General features: G+C 73.5%; 17 protein-coding genes. 10 read left to right on the top strand and 7 right to left on the bottom strand.

Annotated features, from left to right (window positions below):
- The first annotated feature begins 32 nt into the window (after nucleotides 1-32).
- The 6 genes from rimO to IE182_RS15410 all read left to right on the top strand — a co-directional run bounded on the left by rimO (nucleotide 33) and on the right by IE182_RS15410 (nucleotide 4,113).
- Complete coding sequence (gene rimO, locus IE182_RS15385) at nucleotides 33-1,535, top strand: 30S ribosomal protein S12 methylthiotransferase RimO (protein WP_190110375.1); 1,503 nt, start codon at nucleotides 33-35, stop codon at nucleotides 1,533-1,535.
- Nucleotides 1,532-2,158 carry a CDP-diacylglycerol--glycerol-3-phosphate 3-phosphatidyltransferase gene (gene pgsA, locus IE182_RS15390; protein ID WP_190110376.1) on the top strand — a complete coding sequence of 209 codons (627 nt, stop codon included), beginning with the start codon at nucleotides 1,532-1,534 and terminating at the stop codon, nucleotides 2,156-2,158. Before rimO ends, pgsA begins: the two co-directional genes overlap by 4 nt.
- A complete protein-coding gene (locus IE182_RS15395; protein ID WP_190110377.1) occupies nucleotides 2,155-2,694 on the top strand; it encodes a CinA family protein in 540 nt (179 codons plus the stop codon). Before pgsA ends, IE182_RS15395 begins: the two co-directional genes overlap by 4 nt.
- A gap of 94 nt (nucleotides 2,695-2,788) precedes the next feature.
- A complete protein-coding gene (locus tag IE182_RS15400) occupies nucleotides 2,789-3,172 on the top strand; it encodes a helix-turn-helix domain-containing protein (RefSeq protein ID WP_086566431.1) in 384 nt (127 codons plus the stop codon).
- A gap of 190 nt (nucleotides 3,173-3,362) precedes the next feature.
- On the top strand, nucleotides 3,363-3,833 hold the full coding sequence (locus tag IE182_RS15405; RefSeq protein ID WP_190110378.1) for a Dps family protein: 471 nt from the start codon (nucleotides 3,363-3,365) through the stop codon (nucleotides 3,831-3,833).
- A 67-nt stretch (nucleotides 3,834-3,900) separates the two neighbouring features.
- Nucleotides 3,901-4,113 carry a hypothetical protein gene (locus tag IE182_RS15410; RefSeq protein ID WP_190110379.1) on the top strand — a complete coding sequence of 71 codons (213 nt, stop codon included), beginning with the start codon at nucleotides 3,901-3,903 and terminating at the stop codon, nucleotides 4,111-4,113.
- Nucleotides 4,114-4,693: 580 nt separating this feature from the next.
- Here IE182_RS15410 and IE182_RS15415 read toward each other — a convergent pair.
- From IE182_RS15415 to IE182_RS15425, 3 genes are read right to left on the bottom strand one after another with little or no spacing between them, the layout of a single operon-like run.
- Nucleotides 4,694-5,530 carry a DNA-formamidopyrimidine glycosylase family protein gene (locus tag IE182_RS15415; RefSeq protein WP_190110380.1) on the bottom strand — a complete coding sequence of 279 codons (837 nt, stop codon included), beginning with the start codon at nucleotides 5,528-5,530 and terminating at the stop codon, nucleotides 4,694-4,696.
- A 43-nt stretch (nucleotides 5,531-5,573) separates the two neighbouring features.
- Entirely contained in the window at nucleotides 5,574-10,325 is a 4,752-nt protein-coding gene (locus IE182_RS15420) for an ATP-dependent helicase (protein ID WP_229844841.1), read from the bottom strand.
- Nucleotides 10,326-10,384: 59 nt separating this feature from the next.
- The gene (locus IE182_RS15425) at nucleotides 10,385-11,323 is read right to left on the bottom strand and encodes a hypothetical protein (protein WP_190110381.1); all 939 of its coding nucleotides are present in this window, start codon (nucleotides 11,321-11,323) and stop codon (nucleotides 10,385-10,387) included.
- Nucleotides 11,324-11,403: 80 nt separating this feature from the next.
- Between IE182_RS15425 and IE182_RS15430 the strand changes: the two genes are divergently transcribed.
- The 4 genes from IE182_RS15430 to recX all read left to right on the top strand — a co-directional run bounded on the left by IE182_RS15430 (nucleotide 11,404) and on the right by recX (nucleotide 14,801).
- Nucleotides 11,404-11,598 carry a DUF3046 domain-containing protein gene (locus IE182_RS15430; protein WP_190110382.1) on the top strand — a complete coding sequence of 65 codons (195 nt, stop codon included), beginning with the start codon at nucleotides 11,404-11,406 and terminating at the stop codon, nucleotides 11,596-11,598.
- A 65-nt stretch (nucleotides 11,599-11,663) separates the two neighbouring features.
- Nucleotides 11,664-12,854 (top strand): AI-2E family transporter, encoded by a 1,191-nt coding sequence (locus tag IE182_RS15435; protein ID WP_373303563.1) that lies wholly within the window; start codon nucleotides 11,664-11,666, stop codon nucleotides 12,852-12,854.
- Between the two features lie 231 nt (nucleotides 12,855-13,085).
- Complete coding sequence (gene recA, locus IE182_RS15440; protein WP_190110383.1) at nucleotides 13,086-14,183, top strand: recombinase RecA; 1,098 nt, start codon at nucleotides 13,086-13,088, stop codon at nucleotides 14,181-14,183.
- 3 nt (nucleotides 14,184-14,186) lie between these two features.
- The gene (gene recX / locus IE182_RS15445) at nucleotides 14,187-14,801 is read left to right on the top strand and encodes a recombination regulator RecX (protein ID WP_190110384.1); all 615 of its coding nucleotides are present in this window, start codon (nucleotides 14,187-14,189) and stop codon (nucleotides 14,799-14,801) included.
- Nucleotides 14,802-14,941: 140 nt separating this feature from the next.
- Here the strand turns inward: recX and IE182_RS15450 are convergent, their stop codons facing one another.
- The 4 genes from IE182_RS15450 to IE182_RS15460 all read right to left on the bottom strand — a co-directional run bounded on the left by IE182_RS15450 (nucleotide 14,942) and on the right by IE182_RS15460 (nucleotide 17,925).
- Nucleotides 14,942-15,337, bottom strand: a complete 396-nt coding sequence (locus IE182_RS15450; protein ID WP_190110385.1) for a rhodanese-like domain-containing protein — start codon at nucleotides 15,335-15,337, stop codon at nucleotides 14,942-14,944.
- Nucleotides 15,334-15,879 (bottom strand): cupin domain-containing protein, encoded by a 546-nt coding sequence (locus tag IE182_RS15455; protein ID WP_190110386.1) that lies wholly within the window; start codon nucleotides 15,877-15,879, stop codon nucleotides 15,334-15,336. Before IE182_RS15455 ends, IE182_RS15450 begins: the two co-directional genes overlap by 4 nt.
- A gap of 79 nt (nucleotides 15,880-15,958) precedes the next feature.
- Nucleotides 15,959-16,045 carry a putative leader peptide gene (locus IE182_RS32780; protein ID WP_373303570.1) on the bottom strand — a complete coding sequence of 29 codons (87 nt, stop codon included), beginning with the start codon at nucleotides 16,043-16,045 and terminating at the stop codon, nucleotides 15,959-15,961.
- 32 nt (nucleotides 16,046-16,077) lie between these two features.
- A complete protein-coding gene (locus IE182_RS15460) occupies nucleotides 16,078-17,925 on the bottom strand; it encodes an FAD-dependent monooxygenase (RefSeq protein WP_190110387.1) in 1,848 nt (615 codons plus the stop codon).
- Nucleotides 17,926-18,150 lie beyond the last annotated feature (225 nt).

Here is an 18,150-nt window from a genome sequence, read left to right on the forward strand (position 1 = left end):
ATGAGGTGCCGGGACAAAGTAGGCTGAGCCCTATGCCCGAACGCCGTACCGTCGCTCTTGTCACACTTGGCTGCGCCCGTAACGAGGTGGACTCGGAGGAGCTTGCAGGCCGCTTGGCGGCGGATGGCTGGGACCTCGTCGAGGACGCCGCCGACGCCGATGTGGCCGTCGTCAACACCTGTGGTTTCGTCGAGGCCGCCAAGAAGGATTCCGTAGACGCCCTCCTTGAGGCCAACGACCTCAAGGACCACGGGCGCACCCAGGCCGTGGTGGCCGTCGGCTGCATGGCCGAGAGATACGGCAAGGAGCTGGCCGAGGCGCTGCCCGAGGCCGACGGCGTGCTTGGTTTCGACGACTACGCCGACATCTCCGACCGCCTCCAGACCATCCTCTCCGGCGGCGTCCACGCCTCCCACACCCCGCGCGACCGGCGCAAGCTGCTGCCGATCAGCCCCGCCGAGCGCCAGGACGCCAGCGGCTCCGGAAAGATCGCCCTGCCCGGGCACGCCCAGGAGGACACCCCTCCGGCGGACCTGCCCGAGGGTGTGGCTCCGGCGTCCGGCCCCCGCGCCCCGCTGCGCCGCCGGCTCGGGGACAGCCCCGTCGCCTCCGTGAAGCTCGCCTCCGGCTGCGACCGGCGGTGCTCCTTCTGCGCCATTCCCTCCTTCCGGGGATCGTTCATCTCCCGCCGCCCCTCCGACGTGCTGGGCGAGACGCGCTGGCTGGCCGAGCAGGGCGTCAAGGAGGTCATGCTCGTCTCCGAGAACAACACCTCCTACGGCAAGGACCTGGGCGACATCCGCCTGCTGGAGACGCTGCTGCCGGAGCTCGCGGCCGTCCCCGGCCTGGAGCGGATCCGCGTCAGCTACCTCCAGCCCGCCGAGATGCGCCCCGGCCTGATCGACGTGCTGACCTCGACGGACAAGGTCGTGCCCTACTTCGACCTGTCCTTCCAGCACTCGGCGCCCGGCGTGCTGCGCGCCATGCGCCGCTTCGGCGACACCGACCGCTTCCTGGAGCTGCTCGACACGATCCGGGCCAAGGCGCCGCAGGCCGGAGCGCGCTCCAACTTCATCGTCGGCTTCCCCGGCGAGACCGAGGAGGACGTCGCCGAGCTGGAGCGCTTCCTGACCGGGGCCCGGCTGGACGCCATCGGCGTCTTCGGCTACTCCGACGAGGACGGCACCGAGGCGGCCACCTACGAGAACAAGCTCGACCCCGAGGTCGTCGCCGAGCGGCTGGCGCGCGTGTCGATGCTGGCCGAGGAGCTCACCGCGCAGCGCGCGGAGGAGCGGATCGGTGAGACGATCGAAGTACTCGTCGACCGCGTGGACGACGAGGACGGCGTCATCGGCCGGGCCGCGCACCAGGCGCCCGAGACCGACGGCCAGGTGCGGCTCACCTGGTCCGACGACGTGGCAGCGCCCGCACCCGGCCGTATGGTCGTGGCGAAGGTGGTGGCGAGCGAGGGTGTCGACCTCGTCGCCGAACCCCTCGGAATCGAGGGCGGGTGTACCGAGGAGGCGGGCAGATGAGCGGACTCCCGGCCTCCGCCGCAGGAGGTCCGGCTCCGGCGACGGGCGTGCGTCCGGCCGGATTGTGGAACATCGCCAACATCCTCACCATGGTGCGGCTGCTGCTGGTGCCCGGGTTCGTCCTGCTGATGATGCACGACGGCGGCTACGACCCGGCCTGGCGCTCCTTCGCCTGGGCGGCGTTCGCCGTTGCCATGATCACCGACCTCTTCGACGGCCATCTGGCGCGGACGTACAACCTGGTCACCGACTTCGGCAAGATCGCCGACCCGATCGCGGACAAAGCGATCATGGGTGCGGCGCTGATCTGCCTGTCGATCCTGGACGACCTGCCGTGGTGGGTGACGGGCGTGATCCTCTTCCGCGAGATCGGCATCACGCTGATGCGGTTCTGGGTCATCCGGCAAGCCGTCATCCCGGCCAGCCGGGGCGGCAAGATGAAGACGCTCGCGCAGGGCGTGGGGGTGGGCATGTACATCCTCGCCCTCACCGGCCCGCTGGCGACCCTGCGCTTCTGGGTGATGGCGGTCGCCGTCGTGTTGACCGTCGCGACCGGGCTCGACTACGTCCGGCAGGCCATCGTGCTGCGGCGGGCCGGGCGCTCCCGGGAGCCGGCGCGATGACCGCTCCGGGCCCCGACGCCGCCGCGGAGGTGCTGGCGGCCCTGCTGGGCCGCGGGCAGACCGTGGCCGCCGCCGAGTCGCTCACCGGTGGCAAGGTCGCGGCCTGGCTGACCGAGGCGCCGGGGGCGTCCCGCACGGTCCGCGGCGCGGTCGTCGCCTACGCCACCGAGGTCAAGCGGGACGTGCTCGGCGTGAACGGGTCGCTGCTCGACGCGCGGGGCGCCGTCGACGCCGAGGTGGCCCGGCAGATGGCACGGGGCGTACGCACCGTGCTGGCCGCCGACTGGGGGATCGCCACCACCGGTGTGGCAGGGCCCGATGAGCAGGACGGCCGGGCCGTCGGCACGGTCTTCGTCGCCGTCGCCGGGCCGCACGGCGCGGGCGCAGTGCGCGAGCTGTCGCTCGACGGAGACAGGACGGCCATCCGGACCGGGAGCGTCCGGGCGGTCCTCGCGCTGCTCCTTCGCGAACTCACGGGGAACGCGGGGGCAAAGGATACGGAACACAACGGGGGGAATGGATGTTTGCAGCCCTGAGTGAACACGACATAGCTCCCCGCACGGCCGCACCCCGAGGCGGTACGGTGGGGCGTGAAGGAACCGGATTCGCGGTCCAAGGAGGGAGCCACCGATGATTCTGCTCCGTCGCCTGCTGGGTGACGTGCTGCGTCGGCAGCGCCAACGCCAGGGCCGCACTCTGCGCGAGGTCTCCTCGTCCGCCCGGGTCTCGCTCGGATATCTCTCCGAGGTCGAGCGCGGTCAGAAAGAGGCGTCCTCCGAGCTTCTCTCCGCAATCTGCGACGCTCTGGACGTACGGATGTCCGAGGTCATGCGCGAGGTGAGTGACGAGCTGTCGCTCGCCGAGCTGGCGCAGTCGGCGGCGGCGAGCGAGCCGGTACCCGCGCCGATGCGGCCGATGTTCAATTCGGTGTCCGTGACGTCCGTGACGGGCGTTCCGGGGGAGCGCGTGACCATCAAGGCCCCTGCGGAGGCCGTGGATGTGGTCGCGGCCTGAGGCGGGCTGAGACAGCCTCGAAGGCATGTGTTTTACGTTCGGGATCCCGGTCAGGAGTTACTGACCGGGATCTCTGCGTTTTCCGGCCCGTGCGGCACCCCTGTGTCATGGTGGGTGCCGGGGCGGGAAAAGCGGAGCTAACGGACGTATGCCGTGAACATGCTGTGAAGCTGTGAACAGGAGGAATCGGATGTCTGTCGTCAAGAGCCCCCTGTCCGAACAGGACCGCAAGATCGTCGGCGATGCGCTCCAGGGCGCGCTCGTCGACCTCGTCGACCTCTCGCTCGTCGCCAAGCAGGTCCACTGGAACGTGGTGGGCCCCCGGTTCCGCTCGGTCCACCTGCAGCTCGACGAGGTCGTGGCGACCGCCCGCGGGCACGCGGACACGGTGGCCGAACGGGCCGCCGCGCTCGGCATCGCCCCCGACGGGCGGGCCGAGACGGTCGCCAAGACCAGCGGCATCGACCCGGTCGGCGGCGGCTGGACCAAGGACACCGAGGCGGTACGCACGCTGGTGGCGGGGCTCGGCGCCGTGATTGCAAGGATGCGGGAGCGCATCCTTGCGACGGCCGAGCCGGACCCGGTCACCCAGGACATCCTCATCGGCCTGACGGGCGACCTCGAAAAGCACCACTGGATGTTCCAGGCGGAGAACGCCTGACCGTCGGCACCGGTACCCGGGATCGGTACGGGTGGCGGGGGCGGCCGGAGCAGGGTCTCCTGGGGCCATGAGCGAGCATCCGGTGATCCGCTTCACGACAGAGCTCATGGTGGTCTCGGACCTCGACCAGGCCACCGCCGGAGCCTTCGTCCGCACGGTCTACCAGGAGGGCGTGCACGAGGGGGAGCAGCGGTTGATCACTGAGCTGCACCGGCGCGACCGGGAGATCGCCGACCTGGAGCGGGAGCTCGCGCGGGCGCGGGGCGAGGGCGCCGGCTGAGGTCCGGTCTGCTCAGGGGTGGATGCGGGGACCTTGGGGGGCGTGCTCAGGTGTCGGCCCCCAAGGAGGCAGCCATGGACCGTAGCGAGGCGCCGGAGCGCCGACGGCGCCTGGGGCCGGCCGGGTGGCTGCTCGCGGCGGTGCTGGGCGGGGTGTGGTGCTGGGCCGTCTTCCGCCTGCTCGCGCAGCCGGGACGGACGGGGTTCCTGGAGGGCGTGGTGGCCACCGGGGGGTGGGGGCTGAGCCTGCTGCCGGTGCACTGCGTGCCGCGGGACCGCAAGGCCGGCGGGAAGGGCGAGAAGGACGCTGCGGGTGAGGGGAGGGGCGAGCCTGGCTCACGCCGCTGGTGGCGGCGGTCCGGGGGGCCGGGCGGGGGCGGCGGCCCGATCGGTGGTGGGCCGGGCGGTGGGCCGATCGGTGGTGGGCCTGGCGGTGGACCGATCGTGGAGGGGCCGGGCTATGAGCCGATGGTGGGTGGGCCGGGCTGCGGGCCGGTTGGTGGGCCGGCTGGCGGGTCGGGTGACGGTGGACCAGGGGGCGGGTGAAGGGGACGGCCCGGGGTTCGGCTGGGGCCGTGGCGTCATCCGTTCGGCTCAGTGGGGGCCGGCTGTCGGCCCGTGGGCGGGGCGGGGCCGGTCTGGCAGTGCGGGCACCAGAACGTCGTGCGCTCCTGGCCCGCCGGGCCCTGCCCGGCGGTGAGGACGGGCGTCCCGCACCGGCGGCAGGGCTTGTCGGCACGGCCGTAGACCCACAGGTGGCGGTCGGGGCGGGCGTCGGCGGTGGTGATCCGGGCAGTGCGGGTCTTGTTGGCCTCCAGGAGCTTTTGGGCGAGGGCCACCAGGCGCTCGGGCCCGTGCACCGAGGCGACCGGGAGCCAGGGCGAGATCCGCAGCATGAAGCACAGCTCCGACTTGTAGACGTTGCCGATGCCCGCGAGATTGCGCTGGTCCAGGACGGCCTCGCCGATGGTGCGGCCGGGGTCGGCGAGCAGGCGGCGGACCGCCTCGTCGGCATCCCAGTCGGGTCCGAGCAGATCAGGGCCGAGATGGCCGACGACGGTGGACTCCGCGGTGGTGCGCAGCAGGTCCAGGACGGGCAGGCGGTAGCCGACGGCGGTGTGGCCGGCGGTGGCGAGCACGGCACGGATCTGGTGGTCCGGGCCACCACCCCGGCGGCGGCCGCCGACGGCCTGGATGCGCCAGGAGCCGTCCATGCCGAGGTGGGAGTGGAGGGTGAGACCGCCCTCCACTCGGGTGAGCAGGTGTTTGCCGCGCGGGACGGTCTCCAGGACCGCCCGGCCGGTCAGGTCGACGGTGGCGAGCTTGGGCACGCGCAGGTCCGAGCGGGTCAGCTGCTCGCCCGTCAGGGCGCGGTGCAGCTCCTGCGCGGTGCGCCAGACGGTGTCCCCTTCGGGCATGGGGCGCCTCCTTCGTGCCTACGGCCCATGATGTGGCCTTGTATCAGGGTGCGCGCAGGCGCAGCCCCCGTGGTGTGGCGTGGAACCCCACGGACTCCAGGAGCGGGCCGAGGGGAGCGGACAGGGCAGGGGCGCCGTTGATCCGTTCGACGGTGACGGTGCCCAGGGCGCCTGCCCGGGCCGCTTCGGCCAGGGCCGCGGCTGCCTCCTGCAGCCCCGGGTCGTCGCTGGCGGCCGTTTCGGCGCCCTCCTGCTGGGGCCAGGCGAGCAGGGTCTTGCCGCCGCGCTCCATGTAGAGCGCCAGGGCACCGTCGAGGAGGACGACCAGGGAACCGGCCTTGCGGCCCGGCTTGTGCGCCGCGCCGGCGGGCGGCTCGGGCCAGGTGAGGGCCGCCCCGTAGGCGTTGGCCGGATCCGCGGCGGCCAGGACGACCGCCCGCCGGCGGGCGGGCTGGGCGGGCTGCGGGTCCCAGGGGGCGGCGGGCGCGCCGCCGGACCGCTCCCGGGCCGTGCCCGCGGCGCGCAGCCGGTCGACGGCGCCGTCCATGGCGAACTGCGCGGCACCCAGGCCCTCGACCACATAGCCCCGGCGGGCCTGGCCGCTCTCCTCGAAGACGGAGAGCACGCGGTAGGCCGCGGAGAAGCCGCCTTCCACCCCCTCGGCGGCCACGGCACCCCGGGTCACCACGCCGTGCCGGTCGAGGAGCGTGCGGGCCAGGGCGTGGGCCCGCAGGGTGGCGTCGGGCTCGCGCTGCGGCAGCAGCGACCAGCGGCCCGCCACCGTCGGCGGCCCACTGCGGGAGGCGGTGGCGCGTGCCGTCAGGCCGGACAGGCCCGGCCGGCCCGTGAAGGCGCCGTAACGGCCCCGCGGCACGGCCCGCTTGGCGCGGTGTGCGGTGGAGCCGGCCGTACGGCCCGAACCGAGCAACGAACGCAGCGGGGCGAGCGTGTCGTTGGTGAGCCGCCCGGACCAGGCGAGCTCCCAGAGGACCTCGGCGATCCGGGCGTCCGTGCCCGCCGCGTCCCCGGCTTCCGGATCCGCCGCGCGGACGCGGTCGGCGATCTGACGGAAGAACAGGCCGTAGCCGCCCGAGAGGGCGTCGAGGACGGCCTGGTGGAGCGGGGAGAGCTCCAGCGGATGCGGCGCGGGCAGCAACAGGGGGGCCGCGTCGGCGAGCAGCAGGGAGACCCAGCCGTCCTTGCCGGGCAGGGCCCCGGCCCCGGCCCACACGACCTCGCCCGAGGCGGTGAGCTCGTCGAGCATCGCGGGGGAGTAGTCCCGCACCCGGGCGGGCAGGACGAGCTTCTCCAGCGCGGACGCGGGCACCGGTGCGCCCTGCAACTGCTCCACGGCGCGCAGCAGTCCGTCGATGCCGCGCAGGCTGTGCGAGCCGACGTGCTGCCAGGCGGGCAGGAACGCGGCGAGGGTGGCGGGCGGCACGGGCTCCAGCTCGTGCCGCAGCGCGGCCAGCGAGCGGCGGCGCAGTCTGCGCAGAACGGCCGCGTCGCACCACTCCTGCCCGATGCCGGAGGGATGGAATTCGCCCTGGACGATGCGGCCGCCGGCCGCGAGGCGGTGCAGCGCGCCGTCGGTGACCGCCGGACCCAGGCCCAGGCGGGCGGCGGCCTGCGCGGAGGTGAACGGGCCGTGGGTGCGGGCGAAACGGGCCAGGAGATCGCCGAGGGGGTCCTTGACGGGCTCGGTGAAGGCTTCCGGGACTCCCACGGGCAGTGCCGTGCCCAGCGCGTCGCGCAGCCGTCCGGCGTCCTCGACGGCCGCCCAGTGGTCCTGGCCGGCGATGCGGACCCGGATGGCGCGGCGGGCGTCGGCGAGCTCCTCGGCCCACTGCGGCCCGGCGCCGCGCTCGGCGAGCCCGGCATTGGTGAGGGGACCCAGCAGGCGCAGCAGGTCGGCGACGCCTTCGGCGTCCTTGACCTTGCGGTCCTCCGTCAGCCACTGCAGCTCGCGCTCCAGCTCGGTGAGCACCTCCGGGTCGAGGAGCTCGCGCAGCTCGGCCTGGCCCAGCAGCTCGGCCAGCAGCCGCGAGTCGAGGGAGAGCGCCGCCGCGCGGCGCTCGGCGAGCGGGGAGTCGCCCTCGTAGAGGAACTGGGCGACGTAGCCGAAGAGCAGCGAGCGGGCGAACGGGGACGGCTCGGGCGTGGTCACCTCGACCAGCCGGACCCGGCGGGCCTCGACGTCGCCCATCAGCTCGGTCAGGCCGGGGACGTCGAAGACGTCCTGAAGGCATTCGCGCACGGCCTCCAGGACGATCGGGAACGAACCGAACTCACCGGCGACCTGCAGCAGCTGGGATGCGCGCTGGCGCTGCTGCCACAGCGGGGTGCGCTTGCCGGGGTTGCGCCGCGGCAGCAGCAGGGCCCGGGCGGCGCACTCCCGGAAGCGGGAGGCGAACAGGGCCGAGGAGCCGACCTGGTCGGTGACGATCCCGTCGACCTCTCCCTTGTCGAACGTGACGTCGGCCGCCCCGACGGGGGACTGCTCGCTGTCGTATTCCGCGCCCTGCCGCGCCGGGTCGGCGTCGAGCAGATCCAGGCCCATGACGTCGGCGTCGGGCAGCCGCAGCACGATGCCGTCGTCGGCGTGCATCACCTGGGCGTCCATGCCGTACCGCTCGGCGAGCCGGGCGCCGAGCGCCAGGGCCCAGGGTGCGTGCACCTGGGCGCCGAAGGGCGAGTGGATCACGACGCGCCAGTCGCCCAGCTCGTCGCGGAAGCGCTCGACGACGATGGTCCGGTCGTCGGGCACATGGCCGCAGGCCCGGCGCTGCTCGTCCAGGTAGCCGAGGACGTTGTCGGCGGCCCAGCGGTCGAGGCCGGCGGCGGTGAGCCGCTCGCGGGCCGCCCCGGGCGCCATGCCGCCGATCTCGCGGAGGAACGTGCCGAGGGCGCGTCCCAGTTCGAGGGGGCGGCCGAGCTGGTCGCCCTTCCAGAACGGCAGCCGCCCGGGAATGCCGGGGGCGGGGGTGACCAGGACGCGGTCGCGGGTGATGTCCTCGATCCGCCAGGACGTCGTGCCGAGGGTGAACACGTCGCCGATCCGCGACTCGTAGACCATCTCCTCGTCCAGCTCGCCGACCCGGCCGCCGCCCTTCTTGGGGTCCGCGCCGGCCAGGAAGACGCCGAAGAGGCCGCGGTCGGGGATGGTGCCGCCGGAGGTGACGGCGAGCCGCTGCGCCCCCGGGCGTCCCGAGACGGTGCCGGCCGTGCGGTCCCAGACCAGGCGGGGCCGCAACTCGGCGAAGGCGTCGGAGGGATAGCGCCCGGCGAGCATGTCGAGGACGCCGGTGTAGGCGGACTCCGGCAGGGCGGCGAAGGGCGCCGCGCGCCGGACCACGGCCAGCAGTTCGTCCACGTCCCAGGCGTCCATGGACGCCATGGCGACGATCTGCTGGGCGAGCACGTCCAGCGGATTGGCCGGCACCCGCAGCGACTCGATGGCGCCCTGGCGCATCCGCTCGGTCACCACGGCCGCCTGCACCAGGTCGCCCCGGTACTTGGGGAAGACGACACCGGTGGAGACCGCGCCCACCTGGTGGCCGGCGCGGCCGACCCGTTGCAGACCGGAGGCGACCGACGGGGGCGACTCGACCTGGACGACCAGGTCCACCGCGCCCATGTCGATGCCCAGCTCCAGGCTGGACGTGGCCACGACGGCCGGCAGCCGGCCCGCCTTCAGGTCCTCCTCGACCAGGGCCCGCTGCTCCTTGGAGACCGAACCGTGGTGGGCGCGGGCGATGACGGGGGGCGCGCCCTTGGCCGGGCCGGACCCGCCCATCAGCTGGGCGGGGGAGTGGTGCTCCGGCAGGGGCTCGCCGGTGGCCCGCTCGTGGGCGATCTCGTTGAGACGGTTGCACAGCCGCTCGGCGAGGCGCCGTGAGTTGGCGAAGACGATGGTGGAGCGGTGCGCCTGGACCAGGTCGGCGATGCGCTCCTCGACATGGGGCCAGATCGACGGCTTCTCCTTGCCGTCGCCGCCCTCCTGCACCGGGGAGCCGCCGAGCTCGCCCAGGTCCTCGACCGGCACGACGACCGAGAGGTCGAACTCCTTGCCGGACGGCGGCTGGACGATCTCCACCTTGCGCTGGGGCGAGAGATAGCGCGCCACCTCGTCCACCGGGCGCACCGTCGCGGAGAGCCCGATGCGGCGGGCCGGGCGGGGCAGCAGGGTGTCGAGGCGCTCCAGCGACAGGGCCAGGTGCGCGCCGCGCTTGGTCCCGGCGACGGCGTGGACCTCGTCGAGGATCACCGTCTCCACGCCCGTGAGCGCCTCCCGCGCCGCGGAGGTCAGCATGAGGAACAGCGACTCGGGCGTGGTGATCAGGATGTCCGGCGGCCGTGTGACCAGCGCGCGCCGCTCGGTGGCGGGGGTGTCGCCGGAGCGGATGCCGACGCGGATCTCCGGCTCGGGCAGCCCCAGGCGCACCGACTCCTGGCGGATGCCGGTCAGCGGGCTGCGCAGATTGCGCTCGACGTCCACCGCGAGGGCCTTGAGCGGGGAGACATACAGCACCCGGCAGCGCTTGCCGCGTTCGGCAGGCGGCGGTGTGCTCGCCAGCCGGTCCAGGGAGGCGAGGAAGGCGGCCAGCGTCTTGCCGGAACCCGTCGGGGCGACGACCAGCACGTCCGAACCCTCGTCGATCGCCCGCCAGGCACCGGCCTGGGCCGCCGTGGGCGCGGTGAACGCCCCCGTGAACCAGGCGCGGGTCGCGGGGGAGAACGCGGCGAGGGCCGATGCCGGGTCCTCCGCCGCCGGAGCTGCCATGTCGTCCGCCATGCACCCCATCGTGCACCGCACCACTGACAATGCCCCGGACGAGCAGGTCAGCGGTGGTTTCAGGCGGGGGCGGGGGCCTGGACGGGGTGGCCGTACGCCCGCAGCGTCAGCAGCGCGTCGAGGGTCACCATCGGCCGGCACTCCAGCGGCGTGCCCGGTGCCCACGCCCGCCAGCGGATCGGCCAGCCCCCGTCCTCCTCCTGGGCGGCGGCGAGGAACTCCAGCGACCTGCCCAGCTCGGCATCGGTGAACCACGGCCGGGCCAGCGAGCCGGGGGCGCGCGCGAAGTCGTGGGGGAAGTGGTACTCGCCCGGCGCGTACCCCTCGGGCAGCGGGTACTCGTCCGCCCGCCCGGGGTCCAGGACGGCCAGCCGCTGCGCGCGCACGGTCCGTCCCAGGCGCTCGGCGGCCGCCTCGGCGCGCCGCCGGTCGGGCGCTCCGTCCAGGAACGCGACGGCGGCCTCGACCTCGTACGGATGCGTCCGCGCCCCCCTGCCGAGGGCGTCGACCGCCGCCCAGCAGAAGTCGGTGGCCCGGAACAGCCACGCGTGCCACACCTGGTTGCGGTGCAGCAGCCCCACCACGGGGCCGGTGGCGAGCAGATCGCTGGGCGGGTCGTCCACCACCGGGATCCACGGGGCGGCCGGATAGCCGCGCAGCGAGGGGTGGAGCGCGGGCAGTGCGCCGTCCGGGGTCGAGATCGCCGTGAGGTAGCGGCACACGCGTTCCACCCGGCGGTCCCGGCAGCGGCCGATCTCGTCCAGCACGCGCAGCGCGTGCGCCGTGTGCAGCGGCTGACTCACCGGGCCGCGCAGGTCCGGTTCCAGGGCGTGCCCGAATCCCCCGTCGTCGCCCTCGTACGCGGCCAGTGCCGCCTCGACGGCTTCGGGGCTGCCGCCGAGGAAGTGGTAGGCGAACCTGCGCTGCTCCAGGACACGGGCGGTGAGCCAGACGAACCGTTCGGCACGGTCGACAGCGGATGATCCGGGTGGGGCCATGCACAAGACCGTAGGGCGCGAAGCGCCGCCGGTCACCGCCTCGTGCACGGCTGCACTCTCAGGGGCGGGATACTTGGACCATGCGGTTGACGGTCTTCTGGCAGCGGATGGCGGATTATTTCGGCGCGGCGTACGCCGACTCCTTCGCGCGCGATCATGTGATGTCCGAGCTCGGCGGGAGGACCGTGCACCAGGCGCTGGACGCCGGCTGGAACGCCAAGGACGTCTGGCGCGGGGTCTGCAGGGCGATGGAGATCCCCGAGGACCGGCGCTGACGGCACCGCGGACGACGACCGGGCAGTCCGTTACTCATTTCGTCCGATAGGCCACACTTGCTTTCGTGGCAGCCACAGAGGACACCCCGGACGACCCCCGACCGCCTCGGCCCGACGACGGTGCCCGCATGCCGCGCTGGCTGCCCCGGGCCGTGGTGGTGACGCTCGCCCTGTTCGCCTGCTTCCAGCTGGCCGTCTGGGCGTTCCATCAGCTCATCGGCCTCTTGGTCAACATCGTGATCGCGTTCTTCCTCGCGCTGGCCGTCGAACCGGCGGTCGACCGGCTGTCCTCGCGCGGCATGCGCCGCGGCCTCGCCACCGGTGTGATGTTCCTGGCCGTGACCGTCGCCTTCCTGGGCTTCTTCACGCTGCTGGGGTCGATGCTCGCCGGGCAGATCCAGACCATGGTGGAGAACTTCCCCTCCTACCTGGACTCGGTGATCAGCTGGAGCAACCGGACGTTCAGCACCCACCTCTCCCGGGTCGCGATCCAGGAGAGCGTGCTGCACTCGGACTGGCTGCAGAAGTACGTGCGCAACAGTGCCAGCGGAGTGCTGGACGTCTCGGCCACCGTCCTCGGCGGCCTGTTCCAGCTGCTGACCATCCTGCTGTTCTCGTTCTACTTCGCGGCCGACGGCCCCCGGCTGCGCCGCGCCCTGTGCTCGGTGCTGCCCCCGCACCGGCAGGCCGAGGTGCTGCGCGCCTGGGAGATCGCCGTCACCAAGACCGGCGGCTACATCTACTCGCGCGCCCTGATGGCGCTGATCTCGGGCATCGCGCACTACGTCCTGCTGGAGATCCTCGGCGTGCCCTACGCCCCGGCGCTCGCCGTCTGGGTGGGTCTGGTGTCGCAGTTCATCCCGACGATCGGCACCTACCTCGCCGGTGCGCTGCCGATCCTGATCGCCTTCACGGTGAACCCCTGGTACGCGGTGTGGGTGTTCTGCTTCGTCGTGGTCTACCAGCAGTTCGAGAACTACGTGCTGCAGCCGCGCATCACAGCCCGGACCGTGGACATCCACCCGGCCGTCGCCTTCGGCTCGGTGGTCGCCGGCACCGCGCTGCTCGGGGCGGTGGGCGCGCTGATCGCCATCCCGGCCACGGCGACGCTGCAGGCGTTCCTGGGGGTGTACGTGAAGCGCTACGAGGTGGCCGGGACGACCGGCGCCACGGGCGGGGACGGGGGCCGCGGCGACGGCCGCCGCGGCCGCCCCTCGCTCTTCGCGCGCATGGTCAGGGCCTTGCGCAGGCGTTGATCAAGGGCTTGTGCAGGCGCTGCTCCAGGGCCGCGCAGGTGTCGATCAAGGGCCGTCCGGCGCGCGGAGTGGCGCGCTTGACAGTAAATTCGAACATCCATTCTTATGGGTGTCCCGGGCCGGCGGAGCCGAGTTATCCACAGGCCGGGGCGACGCCCGGGCGCATTGTCAGTGGCAGGCGTTAGCGTCGTGGACGTGAAGCGATCGACTCAAGCAAACCGGGTGGAACCCATGGCAGGCACCGACCGCGAGAAGGCGCTGGACGCCGCGCTCGCACAGATTGAACGGCAATTCGGCAAGGGCGCCGTGATGCGCCTGGGCGACCGGGCGAACGAGCCGATCGAGGTCATCCCCACCGGGTCGACCGCGCTCGACGTCGCCCTCGGCGTCGGCGGGCTGCCCCGCGGCCGCGTGGTGGAGATCTACGGGCCGGAGTCCTCCGGTAAGACCACCCTGACCCTGCACGCCGTGGCCAACGCGCAGAAGGCGGGCGGCACCGTCGCCTTCGTCGACGCCGAGCACGCCCTCGACCCCGAGTACGCCCGGGCGCTGGGTGTCGACACGGACAACCTCATCCTGCTGGAGATCGTGGACATGCTGGTCCGCTCCGGTGCGCTCGACCTGATCGTCATCGACTCCGTCGCCGCCCTGGTGCCGCGCGCGGAGATCGAGGGTGAGATGGGCGACTCCCACGTCGGTCTCCAGGCCCGTCTGATGAGCCAGGCGCTGCGCAAGATCACCAGCGCGCTCAACCAGTCCAAGACCACCGCGATCTTCATCAACCAGCTCCGCGAGAAGATCGGCGTCATGTTCGGCTCCCCGGAGACCACGACCGGTGGCCGGGCCCTGAAGTTCTACGCCTCGGTGCGTCTGGACATCCGCCGCATCGAGACCCTCAAGGACGGCACCGAGGCGGTCGGCAACCGCACCCGCGTCAAGGTCGTCAAGAACAAGGTCTCGCCGCCCTTCAAGCAGGCCGAGTTCGACATCCTCTACGGCCAGGGCATCAGCCGCGAGGGCGGCCTGATCGACATGGGCGTCGAGCACGGCTTCATCCGCAAGGCCGGCGCCTGGTACACGTACGAGGGCGACCAGCTCGGCCAGGGCAAGGAGAACGCCCGCAACTTCCTGAAGGACAACCCCGACCTCGCCAACGAGATCGAGAAGAAGATCAAGGAGAAGCTGGGCGTGGGCGTCAAGCCCGAGTCCCCGGCCGGCGAGCCCGGTGCGGACGCGGCCGGGGCCGCTGCCGACGAGCCCGCCAAGTCGGTGCCCGCCCCGGCGGCCAAGTCCGCGGGCAAGGCCGCCAAGGCCGCGGCCAAGAGCTAGCCGGTGACCCGGCGAAGCGAGTGGCCCGAGCCGCGCGAGCCACACGCGGGTGACCGCGACCGTACGGGCGGTGGCGCCCCCTCCCCGTCGAGGGCCGGGGGCGGAGCGCCACCGCCACCGGAGGAGCAGGCGCGGGCGATCTGCCTGCGCCTGCTCACCGGATCGCCCCGCACCCGCAAGCAGCTCGCCGACGCACTGGCCAAGCGCGGCATAGCGGACGAGGTGGCGGCGGAGGTGCTGTCCCGCTTCGAGAACGTCGGGCTCATCGACGACGCGGCGTTCGCCGAGGCGTGGGTCGAGTCCCGGCACCGGGGCAGGGGCCTGGCCCGGCGCGCCCTGGCGCGCGAGCTGCGCACCAAGGGCGTGGACTCCGCCCTGATCGACGAGGCGGTGGGCCAGCTCGACCCGGAGCAGGAAGAGCGCACGGCCCGCGAGCTGGTCGAGCGCAAGCTGCGCTCGACCCGGGGCCTGGACCGCGAGAAGCGGCTCCGGCGCCTCGCCGGAATGCTGGCCCGCAAGGGCTACTCCGAGGGCCTCGCCCTGCGCGTGGTGCGGCGCGCCCTGGAGGAAGAGGGCGACGACCCGGAACTGCTGGACCACTACCTTCCGGAGACGTAGGACCGGCGGCGCCGCCCCTCCCCCGGGGCACCGCCGGGCGGCGAAGCCGCATGCGGGGCTGCGGCCGAACCTGCCGAGCCTGGCTGCGGCCGAACCCGGCTGCGGGCGGCAGCCGGACCGGGCGGCTTCAGCGGTGCCGCCTAGAGCGGCACCGGCCGGACCGGGGTGAGGACCGGCAGGCCCGCCGATCGCCAGGCTTGGAAGCCGCCCACCAGGTCGGTGGCCCTGTGCAGTCCCAGCTGCCGGAGCGAGACCGCGGCCAGCGACGACGCGTATCCCTCGTTGCAGATCACGACCACCCGCAGGTCGTGCCCGGTGGCCTCCGGGGCGCGGTGGTCGCACAGCGGGTCCAGGCGCCACTCCAGCTCGTTGCGTTCGACGACGAGTGCGCCCGGTATCGTCCCGTCGCGTTCGCGCAGTGCCGCGTAACGGATGTCGACCAGCAGCCCGCCCGCCGCCTGCGCCTCGGCCGCCTCGGCCGGCCCGAGGCGTTGCAGCCCGGCCCGCGCCGCGGCCAGCAGCTCCTCGACCCTCATGCCCATTCCTCCGGCAACTCGACCTGTTCCAGCCGCAGCACCGGACCGCTCCGGCTGTAGCGCCGCATCATGGGCAGCGGCGGGTAGTAGGCGTGCACGGAAATGGCGTGCTGCTGCGACGACGCGTTGAACACCTGGTGCACGTGGTGGGGGCCGAACGCCCGGCCGCTGCCCTCCGTCAGCTGCCTCTCACGGTCGACGCCGTCCGCCAGCTCCAGCAACGTCCAACCTTCCGTGGGGAGTTGCGCGGCCAGCGACTGCTCGGTCAGCGATCCGGCCGCCGTGGCGAAGGCGCCGTGCGAGCCGCCGTGGTCGTGCCAGCCGGTGCCCGCGCCCGGCGGCCAGGAGATCAGCCACGCCTCGCTGCCGCCCGGCCCGTCGAGCCGGATCCAGGTGCGCCCCTCGGGATCGAGGGGCAGCGAAGAGACGAGCGTGGCGTCGGCCGCCGTGCGGCGCACGAAGCCGAGGAGATCGGCCTCCGACGGCCCACCGGCCCCGTGGGCGGCGGAAGGAGGTGTCGAGGAGCGGACGAAAGAGGGCATGGAGCACCGTCCTGAGTGATCGCGAAGAGGGTCCGCGGACGGGCGGCCGGCTCACGGCCGCGCGGCGGAAGGAAGCGGATCAACGGGACGGACGACAGACACAGCCCGCGTAGCGGAGGAGGTCCAGATGGACCCTCCGCCAAAAACGCAGCCCGGTGTCAGTCACGCTCCGGAGTCAACCATGACGGTACGGGCCGGTCAACGGTTGGCCGTAGCCTCACTGCCGGCTGTCTCTGCGGCCTCGGCCGCCTCCGGTGCCCGCTCGCCCGCTGGTGCCTTCGCCGATGCCGACGCCGGCTCCGTCCCGCCGCCCCGTGCCGCATCCGCGCACGCGTACAGCTCCGCGGGCCGCACCCCCGCCAGCGCGGCCACCAGGAAGCCGTCCGGCCGCACGACCAGCACGGTGTGGGCGTCCGCCCCGGGATAGCCCTCGGTCACCAGGAGTTCCGCCTGCAGGGGCAGGGCCGAGACGGCCGCTGCCAGCCGGGGCATCAGCCCGGCCCCCAGCCAGTGCCGCCGCTCCCACACACCCGTACCCGGCGCGACGAGCACCACCAGCAGCTTGCCGCCCAGCCGGTCGTGCAGCTGCGTCTCGGAGCCGTCCGGTGCGGTCACCGGCACGTCCGTGACCGGTGCTCCCACGGGCGTCCCGACCAGGACCGAGCCTGCGGGCGGTGCGGCCGGCGCCAGGGGCGTATGGGTGTGGGCCTGGGGCGCACCCAGTAGCCCACGCCCCAGATGGCCGTCGGTCAGCAACACATCGTGGGCGCGCGCCGCGCGCGGCACCACCGTGCGCCGTACCGTGTGCCAGCCGCCCTCCCCGCGCACCGTCGGCAGGGTCCGGTCGGCGGCACGCAGCCGTGCCGCGACCGCCTCGCGCCGTTCCGCCTGGTAGCTGTCGAGCAGGGTGTCCGAGGCGCCGTGGTGCCAGGCGAGGGCCAGCTTCCAGGCGAGGTTCTCCGCGTCCCTCAGCCCTTCGTCGAGCCCCTGCGTGCCCAGCGCCCCGAGCAGATGGGCGGCGTCCCCGGCGAGGAAGGCGCGGCCGCTGCGCCAGCGGCGCGCGAGGCGGTGGTGCACGGCGTGCACGCCGGTGTCCAGCAGGTCGTACGCCGGCACCTCCCCGCACCACAGGGACAGCGCGTCGCGCACCCGGGCGAGCAGTGCGTCGGGGGTCACCAGCCGCCCGTCGGACGGCAGGAGCCAGTCGAGCCGCCACACCCCGTCCGGCAACGGGCGGGCCGTCACCTCGTCACCGCGCGGGGGCGCACGGTGCAGCACGGCCTCGCCCGGCCACGGCAGTTCGGCGCGGAGTGCGGCGACCGCGTACCGCTCGACGGCCGTACGGCCGGGGAAGCGCGCGCCCAGCAGTTTGCGCACGACGGACCGGGCGCCGTCGCAGCCGATCAGATAACTGGCGCGCCAGACCGTGCCGTTGTCGCCCCTGGTGTGCACGGTGACGCCCGAGGAGTCCTGCTTGAGGAGGGTCAGCCGGCTGTCCTGGACGATCCGCACGTCCGCCTCACCGTCGAGCGCGGCCCGCAACTCGCGCGTCAGGGCGTGCTGGGGAAGGTGCAGGGGAGACGGTTCTGCTCCCAGGTCCCTTGCGTCCCCGGAGCCCGCGGCGTCACCGAAGTCACCGGACGCGCCGAAGTCACCGGATTCACCAGCCCCCCCGAAGCCACCGAGTCCCCTGACATCACTGAAGTCGCCGGACTCCCCGCGCTCCAGGAGCTCGTCGTGCTCGCGCTCGTCCGCCTTCACGCTGCCGGCCGGTGCCGCGAAGGCCACCCGTGCCACCTCGGCCCGGCGCCGCAGCGTGCGCCAGCCCGTCCAGCGCGTGCCCTCCGTCGTGGCGCACCCCAGGCGCTCCAGCAGGGCGGCCGTCTCCGGTCGCAGGACGGCGGTGCGGGCGAGGCGGCGGTCGTCCTGCCCCGCACTGCCGGGCGGCGCCTCGTCCAGGACGGTGACGGGCACCTCGTACCGGGCCAGCGCGAGTGCCAGTGTGAGCCCGACCGGCCCGGCCCCGACGACGATCACCGGGTCCACGGCACGACTCCCCGGCCCCCGCGGCGGACGACGACGGAGGCCGCGCGGCGCGCGTGGTGCGTACGGGACGTACGGGGACTGGCAGGGGGAAAACGGTGCGCGATCACAGAACGTATGCAACCCATTGCCGCAGCGTGCGTCAAGTGATCAGAGGTCCTGCCACGGCGCGCCATGAGCGTGCGCCCCGCCGGCCGTAAGCGGCCGACGGGGCGTCATACCCACGGA

Origin of the sequence: Streptomyces cinnamoneus (assembly GCF_014650495.1) — a bacterium.
Taxonomy (GTDB): Bacteria; Actinomycetota; Actinomycetes; order Streptomycetales; family Streptomycetaceae; genus Streptomyces; species Streptomyces cinnamoneus.